Genomic DNA, 15,852 nt, shown 5'->3' with positions numbered 1-15,852 from the left:
AACCTTATTCTGCAAATGTGGTCGGGATTTCGGGTCTCGACCCGCCGCGCGACCCCTGCCATTGTCGCAGTCGTCGGACCTCCCCGACACCCCCGCCCTCTGCCCTGAACGGCCGCGTGGGCCGCGGAGACCGGAGGGTCGCCATCTGGGTCTTCCAAGTAGACTTAGATGAAGGGAAGGCAGTGGAATTACGATGCGTGACATGCAGCACATTCGAGTGGACAACTGCTCGATCGAGCGGACGCTCGCCGTCGTCGGCGAGAAGTGGACGCTGCTGGTCCTGCGCGAGGCCTTCAACGGGGTGCGGAGATTCGCCGACCTCCAGGCCCGCACCGGCGCGCCCCGGCAGGTGCTCAGCGCCCGGCTCGCCGGGCTCGTCGCGGAGGGCCTGCTGCGGAAGGAGCCCTACCAGGAGCCCGGTCAGCGGCAGCGGGACGAGTACCGGCTCACCCAGAAGGGCCTCGACCTCTACCCGATCATGATCGCGCTGATCCAGTGGGGCGACCGCTACGTGGCCGACCCGGAGGGCCCCGCGGTCGTCGTCACACACCGCGACTGCGGCGAACCCGTCGAGGTCAGGCTGCAGTGCGCCAAGGGACACGAGGTCGGCGGCGCGCGCGAGGCCACCGCCCGGCCGGGCCCCGGCCTCCGGCTGCGCTCCGCCTAGAGGCGTTCCTCCGGGGGACCCGACCCGGGCTGAGGGCGGGACCGCACGGCGGGCTGCCTACGCTGGTCACGTGTACCGGTTCCTCCTCACACCGCGCTGGCTCGGGCTTCACGTGCTCGTGCTGGTGCTCATCCCCGCCTTCGTCTTCCTCGGCCGATGGCAGTACGGACGGTTCGAGGAGAAATCAGCCGCCGGCGACCTGATCACCGCCAATCTGAACAGCGCGGCGGTGCCCCTGGCGACTCTGGACCGGGTGGGCGGATCCGTTCCGAACACGGTGAAGTACCGTTCGGTCACCGCCGCCGGGCACTACGACGCCACCCACGAACTGGTGGTGAGGCGACGCACCCAGAACAGCGTCCTGGGCTTCTACGTGATCACACCTCTCGTGACCCCCCAGGGGACCGTCCTGGTGAACCGGGGCTGGGTCAAGGCGGGGGCGACCGCCGACGCGCCTCCCGAGGTGCCCCCACCTCCGTCCGGCGACGTCACGGTCACGGGACGGCTGAGGCCCACCGAGACCGAGGACTCCAGCGGCATCAGGAACCGCCCCGGCCTGCCCGCCGGTCAGGTCCTGCTCATCAACACGGCCGACATCGGCAAGTCGCTGCCCTATCCGCTGTTCGGAGGCTTCATCGAGCTGACCGGGCAGTCACCCGAGGCGGCGACGGCGCCGGAACCGGTCCCCCAGCCTGACGTGAGCGAAGGCGGCGGGCTCAACCTCGCCTACGCCGTCCAGTGGTGGTTGTTCATCGGCGTGGCCGTGGGCGGGTGGGCCCTGCTGATGCGCCGCGAGGCACACGACCTGCGGGCCGCCGCCGACGATCCCGCACGCGAGGGCGCCCCGACTCCGTAGGGTTGGACGGAGAGGCACTCTCCCCGAGCTTCGGAGGCCCCATGCGCTCCCTCGTCTGGATGAAAGACGCAGGCGCCGAGTACGCGGAAGTCGACTTCGCCGAAGGACCGGCGGCGACGGGCACGGCGGTGACGGAGGGGACGGGCGATATCGACGGCCCGCCTCCGGGCCGCTTCGACGACCTTGACAGAGCCCTTGACTGCGCTCTCGGCCTGTCGCCCCTCACCGGCTCCATGCCGGTGCTGCGGCACGGCCTCCTCAAGGGGGGCGGCCGAGTCGCTCCGACCATGGCCTGGGTGGGGGTGCCGCATCTTCAGGCGATCCGCCGTCCCCAGCGGTACACCCACCTCGACCAGGGATCGGTCCGTTTCGAGAGCGAAGGTTTCACCGCCGACCCGTCGTCCTACGACGCCGGCGGCCTCGTGAGCGACTACCCCGGACCGGCCTGTGCCGTACGGTGACCGCCCCGGCCCGAGCGTGAAGACGCCGCCGGGTGAACGAACGGATACCAACCGGAGACCTTGCAGCTTGTTCGGTGTTATCCCATGGCCTTACGGTTTACTACCGTGACTACGCCGCAAACCGACACCGACCCGGAGCCGAGGAAGCGGAACTACGTGATCATATCGGCCGATGATCATCTCATCGAGCCGGCCGATCTCTTCGAGGACCGGCTGCCCGACAAGTACAAGGACCTCGCGCCCAAGGTCGTCGAGACCGACGCGGGCCACCAGGTGTGGCGGTACGGCGGGGCGACCTACCCCTGCGCGGGGCTCGACGTGGGCGCCGGCCTGCCCAAGGAGCAGTGGACGCTCGACCCCGTCCGCTTCGAGGACATGCGCCCGGGCTGCTACGACATCGAGGCGCGCGTCGCCGACATGGACCGCGCCGGGATCTGGGCGGCCCTGTCCTTCCCCGGGATGCTGGCGACCCAGGCGGGCATGCCGTTCGCCAGGACCCGCGACCAGGACCTCGGCCTGGCCCTGGTCAAGGCCTGGAACGACTGGCACGTGGACGTCTGGGCCGGGACCTATCCCGAGCGCATGATCGCGCTTCAGCTCCCCTGGCTGCCCGACCCGGAGATCGCGGCCAAGGAGATCAAGGCCAACGCCGCACGCGGGTTCAAGGCCGTGGTGTTCCCCGAGTTCCCCACCCGGTTGCGGCTCCCGTCGATCCACAGCGGCCACTGGGACCCGTTCTTCGCGGCCTGCGAGGAGACCGGCACGGTCGTCTGCCTCCACACGGGCGGGTCGTCATGGGCGCCGGTGCCCTCGCCGGACACCCCGATCGAGGCGATCACGACGCTGATCCCGGCGAGCGCGATGTTCGCCTGCGCCGACTGGCTCTGGTCCGGCGTGCCCCTGCGCTTCCCCGGCCTGCGCATCCTGATCGCGGAGGGGGGCGTCGGCTGGCTGCCGATGTTGTCCGAGCGGGCAGACTACGCGCTCGACCATCCGGTCGCGGCCGAGACGACCTGGGAGGGCGGCCTCAAGCCCAGCGAGGTGCTCCGGCGCAACTTCTTCTTCGGGACGCTCGACGACAACGCGCTCGGCGGCGTGCGGATGGCGGTCGGCATGGAGCACGTCCTGCTGGAGAGCGGCTATCCCCGCGCCGAGTCCACCTGGCCGGACACCCAGAAGACGGTGGCGCAGAACCTCGGCATCCTGCCCCCCGCCGACGTCGCGAGAGTGGCGTACGGCAACGCCGCACGCCTGTTCGGGCATCCCCTGCCGTCCCGGGCCTGGCTCCGGATGGAGGAGCTCTAGGAGGGCCTGGCGGGCAGCCGGGGCACGCTCTGGACCAGCCGCCGCGTGTAGGGGTGGCGGGGAGAGCCGAGCACGGCGGCGGTGTCGCCCTGCTCCACGACGCGTCCCCGCTCCAGCACGGCCACCTGCGGGCACAACGCCGCCACCACGGCGAGGTCGTGCGACACCATCACGACGGTGAGGCCACGCGTCTCCCGCAACTCGGCCAGCAGGTCGACGACGCGCACGCGGGTCGAGACGTCGAGCGCGCTGACCGGCTCGTCCGCCAGAAGGACACGCGGTTCGCACACGATGGCGCGTGCGATGGCGACCCGCTGCCGCTGCCCCCCGGAGAACTCGTGGGGATATCGGCCCGCGGCGTCCGCGGGCAACCCGACCGCGTGGAGCGCGGCGGCGACGCGCTCACCGGCCGCGGCCCTCCTGGCCGGGCGCGGCAGATCCTTCAGCAGGCCGAGCGAGCGGAGCGGCTCGGAGACGATCCTCGCGACGCTCTGACGCGGGTCGAGCGAGGAGTAGGGGTCCTGGAAGACCGTCTGGACGTCGCGCCGGAAGCTCCGCATCCGTGCCCTGTCACCGAGTTCGAGCGCCGTGCCGTCGAAGAGGATCCGCCCGGTCGTCGGGCGCGTGAGCCCGAGCAGCAGGCGCAGCAACGTGGTCTTGCCGGCCCCCGACTCGCCGACCAGGGCCACGCCCCTTCCGGGCATGACGCCGACCGACACGTCCGTGAGCACGGCGGCCGACCGGCGGTAGGCGAAGCCCACCTCCCGGGCCTCGATGATCGGGGTCATCGTGTCCCCCCATCCGGCGCGTTCAGCCGGTCCAGCGCGGCGTCGAGTTCCCTCGCGCTTTCCACCAACTCCCGGGCGTACGGGTGACGTGGTCCGTTCACGACGTCGAGGACGGCGCCCGACTCCACCGCGACGCCGTCCTTGAGGATGAGGACGTGGTCGGTGATCCCCGAGACGACCGCCAGGTCGTGGCTGATGAACAGCAGCGCCATCGAGTGGGCCGAGACCAGGCCGTCGAGCAGCGCGAGGACCTCGGCCTGCACCGTCACGTCGAGCGCCGTCGTCGGCTCGTCGGCGATCAGCAGCGCGGGGCGGCAGGCGAGCGCCATGGCGATCGCCACCCGTTGACGCTGGCCGCCGGAGATCTCATGCGGGTACGCCTTCGCGATCCGGCCGGGCTCGGCCAGTCGAACCTCCTCGAGCGCGGCCGTGACGGCCTCCCGCAGGGCCCGGCCGCGCAGCCCCTGGATGCGCCTGAGCGGCCCGGCCACCTGGTGGCCGATCCTCATCAGCGGATCCAGGGCCGTGAGCGGCTCCTGGAAGACCACGCTCACGGCCCGTCCGCGCAGACGGTTCAGCAGCCGCTCGCCCGCTCCGACGATCTCCGTCCGCCCCATGCCGGGGACGTCGAGGGCCACGCTGCCCGACGCGGTCATCCCCGGCGGCAGGAGGCCCATGATCGTCAGAGCCGTCAGAGACTTGCCCGACCCCGACTCCCCGATCAGGCCGAACCGCCCGCCCGCGTCCACCGTGAAGGACAGGTCCGAGATCAGGTCACGGCCGTCCCCCGAGCGCACGCGCAACCCGGAGACCTCCAGCAGGCTCATCGGCGCCTCCTCCTGGTGGGGTCGGCCACGTCGCGGAAGCCGTCCGCGATCAGGTTCACCCCGATGACGAGCACGACGATGAGGACGCCGGGGGCGATCACGCCGACCGGGGCGATGAAGACGCTCGCCTGCGCCTCCTGCAACATGCGGCCCCAGGACGCGTTCGGCGGCGGAGCACCGAGCCCCAGGTAGGACAGGCTCGCCTCGGCGAGTACGGCCAGGCCGAACTGGAGCGCCAGATTGACCGACAACGTGGGCCAGATGTTCGGCAGCACATGCTCGATGACCACACGCGGCCATGACGTCCCCGACGTGCGCGAGGCCGTGATGAAGTCCTGAGCGAGCACACGCTTGACGAGCACCCGGGTGAGCCGGGCGACGATCGCCGACATGGCCAGCCCGATCGCCACGATCGCCGAGGTGAGGGACGCCGCCTGCGTCGCGGCGACGAGCATCGCCAGCAGCAGCGTGGGGAACGCGATGAGGATGTCCAGGAGCGCCGAGACGACGTCGTCCAGCCACCGGGTGGCGAACCCGGCCGCCAGGCCGGCGGAGATCCCGATGACTCCGCCGAGCAGGACCGATCCCGCCCCCGCCGCGAGGGCGATCCGCGCGCCGATCATGAGCTGGGTCAGCAGGTCGCGCCCGAGCTTGTCGGTTCCGAGCAGGTGCGGCAGGCCGGGAGGCATGAGCCGCCGGCCCGAGGTGTCCTCAGGAGCGAACGGCACCCAGAACAGCGAGACGACCGCGACGATCACGATCACGCCGACGAGCACGCAGCCGATCGTGAGCGTCACGGACCTGGACACGTGACGAGGCGTGGTCTTCGCGCCGTCTTCCTCGGGAGCGCCGACGACGGCCTGTTCGACGCTCATCGGGCGTCCCTGGCGAGGGAGTGGCGCAGCCTCGGGTCGATGAGGCGTTGGACGAGGTCGGCGACGAACCCGATGACCAGCACCACGAGCGTGCTGACGAACAAGATGCCCTGGATGACCGGATAGTCATGCTGGGCCAGCCCCTTCACCAGCATGCCGCCGAGCCCCGGCAGGGCGAAGACGCTCTCCACGACCACCGCTCCCAGGAAGGTGCTCGCCAACTCGATGCCCAGGATCGAGATGACGGGCACGACCGCGTTGCGCAGGCCGTGACGCCACATCGCCCGGGCGAAGGAGGAGCCGAGCGCCCGGGAGGTCCGCAGATAGTCGCTGCCGAGCACGTCCAGCGTGGCCGAGCGCACGTAGCGGATCAGCGAGGCCGACATGACCAGGGCGACCGTGATGACCGGCAGCGTCAGCGAGGTCAGCGCCTTCGCCGGGTCGGCCCAGTCGTCCTGGGGAAATCCTCCGGCCGGCAGCACCCGGAGGGAGAGCGAGAACACGGTGATCAGCAACATCCCGACCCAGAAGACCGGTACCGCGATCCCCAGTTGCGACACCCCGCTGAGGATCGAGCCGTACCAGGTGTTCGCCTTGTGCGCGGCGACGAACCCGACCGGCACGGCCACGACGACGGCGAGCACGAAGGACAGCAGGGTCAGGGGGACCGTGACGACGAGCCTCGCGGCGATCTCCGGGCCGACCGGGAGCGTGCTCACGAACGACTCGCCCAGGTCGAAGGTGGCCAGTTGCCCCAGCCAGGAGACGAACTGCTCCGGCAGCGGGCGATCGGTGCCGATCTGGTGGCGGGCGGCCTCGATCTGGTCCGGAGTGGCGCCCACGGAGAGCAGCGAGTTCGCCGGATCGCCCGGCAGAAGCCGGAGCAGGAGGAACAACACCGCCGCGGCCAGCAGCAACGAGACGACGAGGAACGCCGTCCGGCGCAACAGGTAGGCGGTCATGGAGGTCCGATCGTGATGCGGGCGGTGACGGGCCCGCCCCGGCCTGCCGTACGGGACGGCGGCCGGGGCGGGATCCGTCAGGCGCTCTTCTTGATGCCGTAGGCGTAGAACTGCGAGTTGAGCCCGTTGAGCGGGTAGCCCGACAGCGACGAGGACGCCACGACGATCTGCGGATAGAGGTAGAGCCAGTCGCTGGCCGCGTCGGCGGCGATCTGCTCGTTGGCCTTCTTGAGCAGGGCCGTCTGCTGGTCGGCGGTGTCCGACTCCTCCGCCTGCTTCACCCAATCGGTCACCTGGGGGTTGTCGTATCCCCAGTAGAAGTCGGGATCCCCGTACCAGACGACGTCGCGATCGTTGACGTGCTCCTGCATCGTCGCGGCGAAGTCGCGGTTCTTGTAGACCTTCGTGTACCACTGGTCGGCGGTGATGATGTTGATCTTCACTGTGATCCCGACCTTGGCCAGTTCCGACTTGATGAACGTCGCCGCGGTGGGGTGCGGGTCGTAGTTCGGGGTGTCGAGGGTGAACTCGAACCCGTTGGGGTAGCCCGCGTCCGTCAGTTCCTTCTTGGCGAGGGTCAGGTCGTACGGATTGACCTTCGTCAGGTCCTCGTACCACGGGTCGGTGGGCGGAACCATCGAGCCGATCAGCGTGCCGTACTCGCCCCAGATGGAGTCGAGCAGCTTCTTGTTGTCGATCGCCGAGGTGATCGCCTTGCGGACGAGCGGCTTGTCGAACGGCGCCTTCCTGTCGTTGAAGGCGAGCAGCAGCTTGGTCGTCGAGTGCCCGTTGTTGACCTTGTAGTTCTGGTTGCCGTTGAACTGGGCCAGCGCGTCGGGGCTCTGCTCGCTGGTCACGACGTCGACGGCGTCGGTCAGCAGGGCGTTGTTGAGCGCGGTCGCGTCGGTGAAGTAGTGGAACACGACCTGCTTGTTGGTCGGCGCCGTGCCCCAGTAGCCCGCGAACCGGTCCAGGCTCAGCGTGGAGCCGCGCTTCCAGGTCCCCAGCTTGTACGGCCCGGTGCCGTCCTCCGAGGTCGTGAGGCTCTTCGCCTGGTCGTTGATGATCCAGACGTAGCTGAGGTTGTAGACGAACGAGATCGACTTGCTCGCCAGCGTGACGGTGACCGTGTGGTCGTCCGGCGTCTCGATCTTCTTGATCCCGGCGAAACTGCTTTTGCGGGCCGACTGCGAGTCGGGCGCGATGACCTTCTCGATGCTGTACTTCACGTCGGCCGACGTCAGTGCCTTGCCGGAGTGGAACTTCACGCCGTCGCGCAGGGTGAAGGTGTAGGTGAGGCCGTCCGAGCCGACCTTGTAGTCCTGCGCGAGGAGGTTGTCGACCTTGCCGTCGTCGGTCAGCCGGAACAGGCCCTCGTAGACGTTCCCGTTGAACGCCTCGGTGACGCCCTGGCCTCCGCCCTCGGTGTTGTCGAGGTTCTGCGGCTCGTAGAGGGACCCGATCTGGATCGTCGCGTCCTTGTCGTACGCGCCGGCGGTCGCACCGCCACCACCGGAACTCGTCGAGCCCGTCCCGCCGCAGGCGGTGAGGGCGAGGGCGAGCGCCGCGGCGGCGCCGATGAGCGACGTCGTCTTCCTGTTCACTGTTTCTCCTGGTGGCGGCCGTGCGGCCGCCTGCCGTGCGGGTGGTGCGAGGGAATGCGGGGACGGTCTTCCTCAGTGCGGCCTCAGTGCGGCCTCAGTGCGGAAGGAAACCGCCGGTGAAGACGGGGAGCTTCTCGCCGGCCTCGACGGGAACGCCGAAGCGGTTCTGTGCCGGGGGAAGGGGACAGTTGTAGTGGATCGAGAAGCCACAGGGCGGCACATAGGCCTGGTTGAAGTCGAGGACGACCGTCTCGGCGCCCGGCTCCCGGGGCACCTGGAGGAAACGGCCGCCTCCGTAGGTGACCCGCCCGTTGGTCGGGTCGCCGAAGACCAGCAGCAACGTCCCGTCGTCGTCGAAGGCGCTCAGGTTGTGGAAGGCGCCGTTCAGAGTGAAGGTGATGTCGCCGGGGACCACCAGGTCACGGGTGCCGCCGTTGTCGCGGATGTGCTCGAAGGGCACCGCGCGCGCCTCGGACACCGGTGTGAAGGTCGCCTCGATCACCCACTCGGGCGCGAACGGGAAGACCTCGACGGTGTCGAAGTGGCGGATCGCCGCAGAGTCCGCGTCCCAGAGGCGAATGCCCCGCTCGGGCTCGCCGGTCCCGATGTGCCTGCGCTCCAGTCGGGTGGCCGTCACGCTGTCCGGCCGGCCGTCGAGCGCCTCCTCGAGGGACACCTCCGTGCCGGACGGCAGCCAGCGGGTCTCGACCAGAGCCAGGTTGCCCGTGGGCGCGGTCACCGAGGCGAGCCTTGCGGCCCGCCAGGCGTCCCAGCCCGCACGCGCGGAGTCGATGGTGGATGCCGGGGCAAGTGCGGACATGGCGGGAACGGCTCACTTCGATCGGGGGCGGGCAACTCTCGCCACTGATGCCGCAAATGCACCAAAAGCGAGGATTACGAGAATACCCGACCCGTAAAGGGGGTTTTAGCGGACCCCCCGGCGGCCCTTCCCCTTGGTCGTCCCGCGGCCGGGCACATCATGGCCGTGCACGCTCTGGTCGTGCACGCTCTGGCTGCGCACTCCGCCCTTGGGGATGCCGCCGGCCCTGGACATGCGAGCCCGCTCCCACTGGACGTACTGGCCGCTCGCACCGAGCAGCGAGGTCATGAGCCAGAGGAAGACGCCGAAGTCGTCGACGATGCCGATGCCGATGAAGAAGTCGGGGATCACGTCGACCGGAGAGATGATGTAGGCCACCGCCAGGCCGAGCATCCCCAACTTGCTCCGGGAGAGTCCGGGGTAGTCGCCCCTCATGGAACCGCGGATCATCCTGGGCAGCGCCCTGACCCGCGCCATCAGGCCGGGCGAACCGGGCCGGGACACCTCCTGATACGCACGCCACGTCGCCGCCGCACGTCCCGCCTTCGCCATGCCGCCACCTCCAGGAGATGAACTGCCCCCTTTGCCATCCCTTTAACGTCGCGGGCGTTCGCGCGGTTCCAGCCGGCAGGAAGCATCCGGCAGGGCGCTGCGTCGCGGCAGGCGTGAATACCGATGGATGCGCGACCGGGGCGGAGGGAAGGGTCAGTCGACAACGCAGTGGCGTGTGGGGCGCGGCCACGAGTGCGGAATTCTCATTGAGTAGACCGACAAGAGCCTCGCATCCAACGCATGTGAGCCCGAGCGGTCATCTGGGAAAATCTCCAACGATCATTCGACGCCGGATGACGTGCGCCGTTTTGGGACGCCCTTATCGCTTTCAGCGCCCGCTCGAGGCCCACCTCAGGGCGATGCGAGGGCACTGTCGACATTGACGGCATATGCCTCATGTGCTTATTTGATTACTAGGTTCCTCGGGCACGCTTCAGCGTCGGCACTCCATCCTGATCATTGCGAAAGGGGCCCTGGATGGCCAAGACCTCTCCGTCGCCTCAGGCCGGAGATGACGAATTCGGGGCCCAGAGAACCATCCGTCGTTCGCGATTGTTCTTCGTCTTTCCCGTGATCGCCATCGCGATATTCGCCTTCAATTTGATATGGGAAGTCGTCCGCCACAACATGGACCAGAAATCGCTCACGTCCTGGCCGTTCAGATTCAGCATGGTGGACACGTCGACCACTGCGAACATCCTTGTGCTGGCGACCGGACTCCTCATCGCTCGTCTTCAATATGCCCGGGTCCTGCGCCCGGTCATCGGCTTTTCCATCGACGATGCCGACGGGCTGTTCAAGCCGGACAGTGATCAATGGCGATTCTGGTTGTTCAACGCGGGGCCGGGAACGGTCGTGGTCGAGAGATTCGAGTATTACGTCGAATTCAAAGGCGACGAGGACGCCGGACGACTCGATATGAACGACTCGCGCTCCTGGGTGCCTTTGGCCGTGGTCAACGATCAACTGCGTTCGCGTGGCCTGAAGGACGGCGAAGACTATTTTCTTCGATGGAACACGAAGGGTGCCCCCGTCCCACCTGCCTCGAGCTACAAGGAGGGCGGCAGGTTCGCGTGGTTCACCATCAGAGGACTTGCGGAATTAGAGAGATTCGATGTGAGAATTCAGGTCATGGACGGACTGGGAGACATACATGAACGTACGTTCCCTTTCATGCATCGTCTGCCCAGCGTCACGGAAGACGCGATAAAGGCCTTCCGTACCAGGAACCCCCGGGCGTGAGCACCCCGGGAGGCGTCCCTCCTATTTGTCGTTGAAATTCTCCCGCAGTATCGAATAAAGCCACTGGTCGTGCCAGCCGCCCATTCGCCACTGCGCATTTCGTATCACTCCTTCTCGCTGGAACCCGGCCTTCTCCAGTGCACGCTGCTCGGCACGGTTGTCGGCATCGGTGAACGCCTGAATACGCTCAGCCCGTGTGTGCAAGAACAAGTATTCGGTCAACTGGATCTGTGTTTCCGTGCCGATGCCACGCCCTCGGAAGGCAGCGAATATCGTGATGCCGATGGACCAGCTCCACGAAGTGATCTCAGGTCCCCAATAGTGTTTCAGCCAGGTCACCCAGCCCGCCACGGAACCGTCCGCCTCAACCGTGAGTCCACCCAAGTCGGGCCCCAAAAGCCCCTCTTCGGCTATCTTCGTTCTCATTCCGTTGAACGAGCGATATCCGAACCACGCATGCTCTCCCGCCCCTTCGGGAGTTGAGATCTCGGCTTCGAACAGTGACACATCCTCATCACGGACCGGCCTCAGAGAAACCTTTGCCATTTGACCCATTCCCGGGAAGCGAGAACTCTCGAATTCGTCACACGGTGGAACGAGCGAGCCGAATGGAACATTCATTCATATTCCATGGCGCATTACCGTGGCATCGAGTGTAACAGGGGCGAGAATGAGGTGTTGCGTCTTGGAAGACCTTCGAGTGCGTCTCGGCCTCAGTCGAAGGTCATCCCGAGATATGAGCTCCTAAAATGCTTGCTACCGCTTCGCCGGGTGCCGGGTGAAGGCCCGCAGAATGAGTCCGGTCGCGTCGAGACGCGTGGTCTTCCCGAGACGTGCCAGCGGGATGCCCCCGGGCCAGGTGTGACCGCCGCCCTCGACGACGTACGCCTCGACGGTCGCGCCGCCGGCGCAGCGGAATGTCCGCAGGACGACGTCACCGGCGGGCTCACTCCGCGTTCCCTGGCCGCAGCCCATCGACTCCGTCCAACGGTCGACGGTCGTGTCGAACGAGGGAAGGCGCGCGTCGCGCAGCCACGCGGGCACCTCGACTCCGCCGATCCGGGCGGGCAGGCCCACCTGCCCCCCGTCGAACGGCACGACCCGATCGGCCGTCCCGTGGAAGGTGATGATCGTGGTGGGCGTGGGGCGGGCACAGGGCTTCGCGATCGTGATGCCGCTGACGGGCGCGACCGCCGCGAGCCGTCCATGGAGGCCGCAGACGAGCGCGGCGGCCATTCCCGCGCCGTTCGACATGCCGGCGGCGAACTCCCGCGTACGGTCGACGCACAGGCTCGCCTCGATGTGGTCGAGCAGCGCCGCGGCCGCCTTCACCTCGATCTCCTGGTCACCCGGCCGGGCCCCGGCGGCCCCGCCGAAGCCCGGGATGATCCAGCCCGCCAGGCCGGACGCGGTCTCGGGGGTCACGACGACATAGCCCAGGTTCGCTCCGGCGATCGACAGGCGCGTATACGCGTTCTCCTGTGCGGCGTCGGATCCCAGCCCGTGGAAGTCGAGGATGACGGGCGCCGGCGCCGTGTTGGTGAAGCCCGCGGGCATGCTCAGCAGGTAGTCGAGGCGCGTCCCGTGGACGGTCACCTGGTTCCTGCCGCCGGTGGGCGGCGGCTGTCCACAGCCTGTGGACGGCCGACCGGTGACGGATCGCGCCGCCTGCACCGGCGAGGGCTTCGGCCGTTCGGGAGCGGGCGGCGAGCACGCGGTCATCGCGACGCCCACCGCCACCAGGAGAGCCGAGATCCTCCGCATCCCTGCCTCCGTGTCTCGTCGGCGTCCCCGGGTCGGGGCTCACGTGTGGGGCTCCTGTGGTGGAGCGCTACTCCAGCGTCGGCGCCAACTCCCGTACCGCCTGGTCGAGCGGGACGTCTCCACCGGAAAGCGGCGCGAGGACGGGGGTGTCCAGGCCGTTGGCCACATACTCCCTGATGCGGGCCCGGCAGGTGGCCGCATCGCCGTGCACGATCAGGTCGTCGACGACCTCGTCGGGGATCGCCTTCACCGCGGCCTGCCGATCACCTGCCGCCCACGCCTCGTGCATCGGCCGCAGCACCTCGCCCCTGCCGAGCCATTCGTGGAAGGCGGCGTACACCGGGACGGTGAGGTAGCCCGCGAGCATGCGCCGTGCGACCTCCCGCACCCTGACGGCGTCCTCGCTGACCATCACGAACAGGCGCGCGATCAGCTCGGTCCGCTCTCCGAGCTCGGCCCGGACCTTCCGTACGTCCTGAGGCGAGACCCAATTGGTGATCGCGCCGTCCGCCTCCCGGGCGGCCAGGTGCAACATGCCGGGACGCAGCGCGGCCAGCACGATCTTCGGCGGCACCGCCGGCGCCCGCTCCAGCCGGAATCCCTTCACCTCGAAGGTCTCGTAGTGCTCGGAGACCTTCTCCCCCGCCAGCGCGGCACGCAGGAACCGCAGCGTGTCGCGGGTCCGCGCGTACGGCTTGACGAACACTCCGGCGTTCCAGCGCTCCACGATCGCGGGCGACGACGCTCCGATTCCGAGGACGAACCGCCCGGGTGCCAGATCGGCGATCGTCGCCGCGGACATGGCGAGCAGGCCGGGCCCTCGCGTCGACACCGGCACGATGGCACTGCCGAGACGGAGGGAGGGCGCCCATTCCGCGGCCAGGGCGAGCGGGACGAATCCGTCGGCGCCGTTCACCTCGGCCGACCACGCGTCGGTGTAACCCAACTCGGGCAACTCCGCGATGAGGGACCTGGACTCGTTCAGCGTCTCGTCGAAGAAAGGAATCGTGATGCCCCAGCGGTCCACGGCCACCTCTTTACGTCGTTTTCAGCTGACCTTACCAACCGGCCGGTATGCCTGGCGGATCATGCCCGCAGCTCTCGGACCACGTCGATGAAATCCCTGGTCACCCCTCGGATACCCGGCAGGTACGACAAGGCGACGAGCCTGTCCACCAGGGAGACCGTACGGTCGATCAGGCGGTAGGTGCGCTCGCACTCGGGCGAGGTGTCGTGGACCCAGAAGAGCACGATGCCCATCGACAACAACCAGAGCAGTTCGGGCAGCTCTTCGCGCAGCGCCGAGTCGATGCGGTTCTCCGAGCCGTCGACCACCTGGCGGTAGATGCCGATCGCCGACTCGCGAGCGGGCGCCGACTCCGGGCTGAAGGGGCTCAGCGGATTGGTGGGCTCGGCCGCGTGCTTGAAGAACTTCACGGCGAACTCGTGGTAGGGCTCCGAGATCCGCACCCATTCCCGGAGCACACCGCCGAGCCGTCCGGCGAAGGACCGTTCGGCCGCCAGCACCTCGCAGCAGGCCGCCTCGTGCTCCGCCTGGGCCCGGTCGTAGTAGGCCTGGACGAGCTGTTCCTTGGACGCGAAGTAGTAGTAGGCGTTTCCCACGGATATGCCGGCTTCTGCGGCGATCGCACGCATGGTCGTCGCCTCGAAACCGCGCTCCTTGAACAGCCGAAGGGCCGTATCGACGATCAGCTGGCGTGTCTTCTCGGCCACTTCGTCACTGTACGGCTTTCACCCGTGTCCGGTCATGGACCATCCACATGATCGACGGTCACCGGCAAATTCCGGCCTCTGGCAGGAATGACCGCGCCCGGAACGTGGCATCGATCATCATGGCGAGCTCCCCCGTCACGAACAGGCGAACAGCCATCGGGGAGCACATGGGCATACATCCGTCATGGTCGGTCCTGGCAGGTGCGGCATGCACCTTCGCACTGCTCCTGCTCGCACGACCGAGTGAGGCGACACCTGTTTCCCGGACGCCGACGCCCAAGGTCAGCTCGGTCCCTCTCGCGGCGGGCGCCCCCCGGTCGACCGCCGAGGCGCCGCAACCTCCGTCGCTGCCTCTCGGGGCCGATCCACCGGCCGTCTCCGAGTCGCTGGTGGGCACGTTCAGCGCGACGATCCGAACCTGGGACACCTCCATCACGGCCGTGCGGATGAACCAGACACAGGCCATGCACGACCTCCTGTCCGCCGGCCTCGGCTGGAAGTCGAGCGGGCACTGCGTGGACGCCGACCGGCGCACCTGCACGTCACTGGAGGACATCAGGTACGGCACGCTCATGCAGGCCATCGACCTGAAGCGCTCAAGCGGATGCCCGATCATCGTGACCGGGGGGACCGAGAAGGGCCACGCGGGGGGCTATTTCAGCCACAGGCACGGCTTCAAGGTCGACATCGCGCACAACACGTGCGTCGACTCCTTCATCACCAAGACGTACCGCTTCTGGAAGGTCAGAGGAGACGGCGCCGACCTCTACCGCCCGCCCCCGGCCCCCGGCCTCCCCTCAGCCTTGGACGTCTACGCCGACGAACCCACCCACTGGGACATCCTCTTCCGCTAACCCCCCACCCCATCCGGCGTGATCATGCACAGGTTCGGAAATGTGCCACCGACCAGCCCCAACCCCGAGCGTGATCATGCACAGGTTCGGCCATTGAGTGGTTGAGCTGCGCAAACACAATTCGTGATCATGCACAGGTTCGTACATCAGCGAACTGACCAGGAAAGATGCCAGGCGTGATCATGCGCAGATTCGGCGAGCGCCCACCTGAGCTGGTAACACGCGTTCCGTGATCATGCACCGACAGCGTCCAAGGCGTCCCCACGGTCTGATCACACATAATCAGATCTCGCACGCATCGCCGACCCGGAGCCAGTGCATGATCACGCACCACATACGCCCTGGCCCGCACGTGCTTCCACGAAAGCGCGCATGATCACGCGGAGAATTTCCCCAGGTCATCCGGGAAAACCACGAACCTGTGCATGATCACGGATCGCGTTCGCGCAGCTCAACCACTCAATGGCCGAACCTGTGCATGATCACGGGCGACATCGCCGCCGGTCAGGTGCAATCTCTCCGGAGGTGTGCATGATCACGC

The 15,852-nt window shown here is 68.0% G+C and carries 17 protein-coding genes; 6 read left to right on the top strand and 11 right to left on the bottom strand.

Annotation, left to right across the window (positions count from 1 at the left end):
• Positions 1-202: 202 nt before the first annotated feature.
• The 4 genes from Pmi06nite_RS11030 to Pmi06nite_RS11015 all read left to right on the top strand — a co-directional run bounded on the left by Pmi06nite_RS11030 (position 203) and on the right by Pmi06nite_RS11015 (position 3,289).
• Complete coding sequence (locus tag Pmi06nite_RS11030; RefSeq protein WP_203952830.1) at positions 203-667, top strand: winged helix-turn-helix transcriptional regulator; 465 nt, start codon at positions 203-205, stop codon at positions 665-667.
• Between the two features lie 70 nt (positions 668-737).
• Positions 738-1,523, top strand: coding sequence for an SURF1 family cytochrome oxidase biogenesis protein (locus Pmi06nite_RS11025; protein ID WP_203952829.1), 786 nt, complete (start codon positions 738-740; stop codon positions 1,521-1,523).
• A 41-nt stretch (positions 1,524-1,564) separates the two neighbouring features.
• A complete protein-coding gene (locus tag Pmi06nite_RS11020; protein WP_203952828.1) occupies positions 1,565-1,984 on the top strand; it encodes a putative glycolipid-binding domain-containing protein in 420 nt (139 codons plus the stop codon).
• 105 nt (positions 1,985-2,089) lie between these two features.
• Positions 2,090-3,289: an amidohydrolase family protein gene (locus Pmi06nite_RS11015; RefSeq protein WP_203952827.1), complete on the top strand. Its 1,200-nt coding sequence runs from the start codon at positions 2,090-2,092 to the stop codon at positions 3,287-3,289.
• On the opposite strand, the gene Pmi06nite_RS11010 is transcribed toward Pmi06nite_RS11015, so the two are convergent.
• From Pmi06nite_RS11010 to Pmi06nite_RS10980, 7 genes are all read right to left on the bottom strand, one after another.
• On the bottom strand, positions 3,286-4,077 hold the full coding sequence (locus Pmi06nite_RS11010) for an ABC transporter ATP-binding protein (protein WP_203952826.1): 792 nt from the start codon (positions 4,075-4,077) through the stop codon (positions 3,286-3,288). The two genes, Pmi06nite_RS11015 and Pmi06nite_RS11010, sit on opposite strands and share 4 nt — an antisense overlap.
• Positions 4,074-4,904: an ATP-binding cassette domain-containing protein gene (locus tag Pmi06nite_RS11005; RefSeq protein ID WP_203952825.1), complete on the bottom strand. Its 831-nt coding sequence runs from the start codon at positions 4,902-4,904 to the stop codon at positions 4,074-4,076. Before Pmi06nite_RS11005 ends, Pmi06nite_RS11010 begins: the two co-directional genes overlap by 4 nt.
• A complete protein-coding gene (locus Pmi06nite_RS11000; RefSeq protein ID WP_203952824.1) occupies positions 4,901-5,779 on the bottom strand; it encodes an ABC transporter permease in 879 nt (292 codons plus the stop codon). The genes Pmi06nite_RS11005 and Pmi06nite_RS11000 overlap by 4 nt, the downstream gene beginning before the upstream one ends.
• Positions 5,776-6,741 carry an ABC transporter permease gene (locus Pmi06nite_RS10995; protein ID WP_203952823.1) on the bottom strand — a complete coding sequence of 322 codons (966 nt, stop codon included), beginning with the start codon at positions 6,739-6,741 and terminating at the stop codon, positions 5,776-5,778. The genes Pmi06nite_RS11000 and Pmi06nite_RS10995 overlap by 4 nt, the downstream gene beginning before the upstream one ends.
• Positions 6,742-6,818: 77 nt before the next feature.
• Entirely contained in the window at positions 6,819-8,345 is a 1,527-nt protein-coding gene (locus Pmi06nite_RS10990) for an ABC transporter substrate-binding protein (RefSeq protein WP_203952822.1), read from the bottom strand.
• Between the two features lie 94 nt (positions 8,346-8,439).
• A complete protein-coding gene (locus Pmi06nite_RS10985; protein ID WP_203952821.1) occupies positions 8,440-9,165 on the bottom strand; it encodes a DUF1684 domain-containing protein in 726 nt (241 codons plus the stop codon).
• Positions 9,166-9,270: 105 nt separating this feature from the next.
• Positions 9,271-9,717: a YkvA family protein gene (locus Pmi06nite_RS10980; RefSeq protein WP_203952820.1), complete on the bottom strand. Its 447-nt coding sequence runs from the start codon at positions 9,715-9,717 to the stop codon at positions 9,271-9,273.
• A gap of 477 nt (positions 9,718-10,194) precedes the next feature.
• Between Pmi06nite_RS10980 and Pmi06nite_RS10975 the strand changes: the two genes are divergently transcribed.
• Positions 10,195-10,959 (top strand): hypothetical protein, encoded by a 765-nt coding sequence (locus Pmi06nite_RS10975; RefSeq protein WP_203952819.1) that lies wholly within the window; start codon positions 10,195-10,197, stop codon positions 10,957-10,959.
• Between the two features lie 21 nt (positions 10,960-10,980).
• On the opposite strand, the gene Pmi06nite_RS10970 is transcribed toward Pmi06nite_RS10975, so the two are convergent.
• The 4 genes from Pmi06nite_RS10970 to Pmi06nite_RS10955 all read right to left on the bottom strand — a co-directional run bounded on the left by Pmi06nite_RS10970 (position 10,981) and on the right by Pmi06nite_RS10955 (position 14,457).
• Positions 10,981-11,580: a GNAT family N-acetyltransferase gene (locus Pmi06nite_RS10970; RefSeq protein WP_239113822.1), complete on the bottom strand. Its 600-nt coding sequence runs from the start codon at positions 11,578-11,580 to the stop codon at positions 10,981-10,983.
• A 135-nt stretch (positions 11,581-11,715) separates the two neighbouring features.
• A complete protein-coding gene (locus Pmi06nite_RS10965; protein ID WP_203952818.1) occupies positions 11,716-12,723 on the bottom strand; it encodes a CE1 family esterase in 1,008 nt (335 codons plus the stop codon).
• 67 nt (positions 12,724-12,790) lie between these two features.
• The gene (locus Pmi06nite_RS10960) at positions 12,791-13,750 is read right to left on the bottom strand and encodes an LLM class F420-dependent oxidoreductase (protein ID WP_239113821.1); all 960 of its coding nucleotides are present in this window, start codon (positions 13,748-13,750) and stop codon (positions 12,791-12,793) included.
• A gap of 59 nt (positions 13,751-13,809) precedes the next feature.
• A complete protein-coding gene (locus Pmi06nite_RS10955) occupies positions 13,810-14,457 on the bottom strand; it encodes a TetR/AcrR family transcriptional regulator (RefSeq protein ID WP_239113820.1) in 648 nt (215 codons plus the stop codon).
• A gap of 167 nt (positions 14,458-14,624) precedes the next feature.
• Here Pmi06nite_RS10955 and Pmi06nite_RS10950 point away from each other — a divergent pair, with 167 nt between their 5' ends.
• Positions 14,625-15,311, top strand: coding sequence for a hypothetical protein (locus Pmi06nite_RS10950; RefSeq protein WP_203952816.1), 687 nt, complete (start codon positions 14,625-14,627; stop codon positions 15,309-15,311).
• Positions 15,312-15,852 lie beyond the last annotated feature (541 nt).

This window comes from Planotetraspora mira (assembly GCF_016863275.1).
In the GTDB taxonomy this organism is placed as follows: domain Bacteria; phylum Actinomycetota; class Actinomycetes; order Streptosporangiales; family Streptosporangiaceae; genus Planotetraspora; species Planotetraspora mira.
The sequence above is the reverse complement of the archived record's forward strand: the minus strand, read 5'-3'. Positions and strand labels throughout refer to the sequence as shown.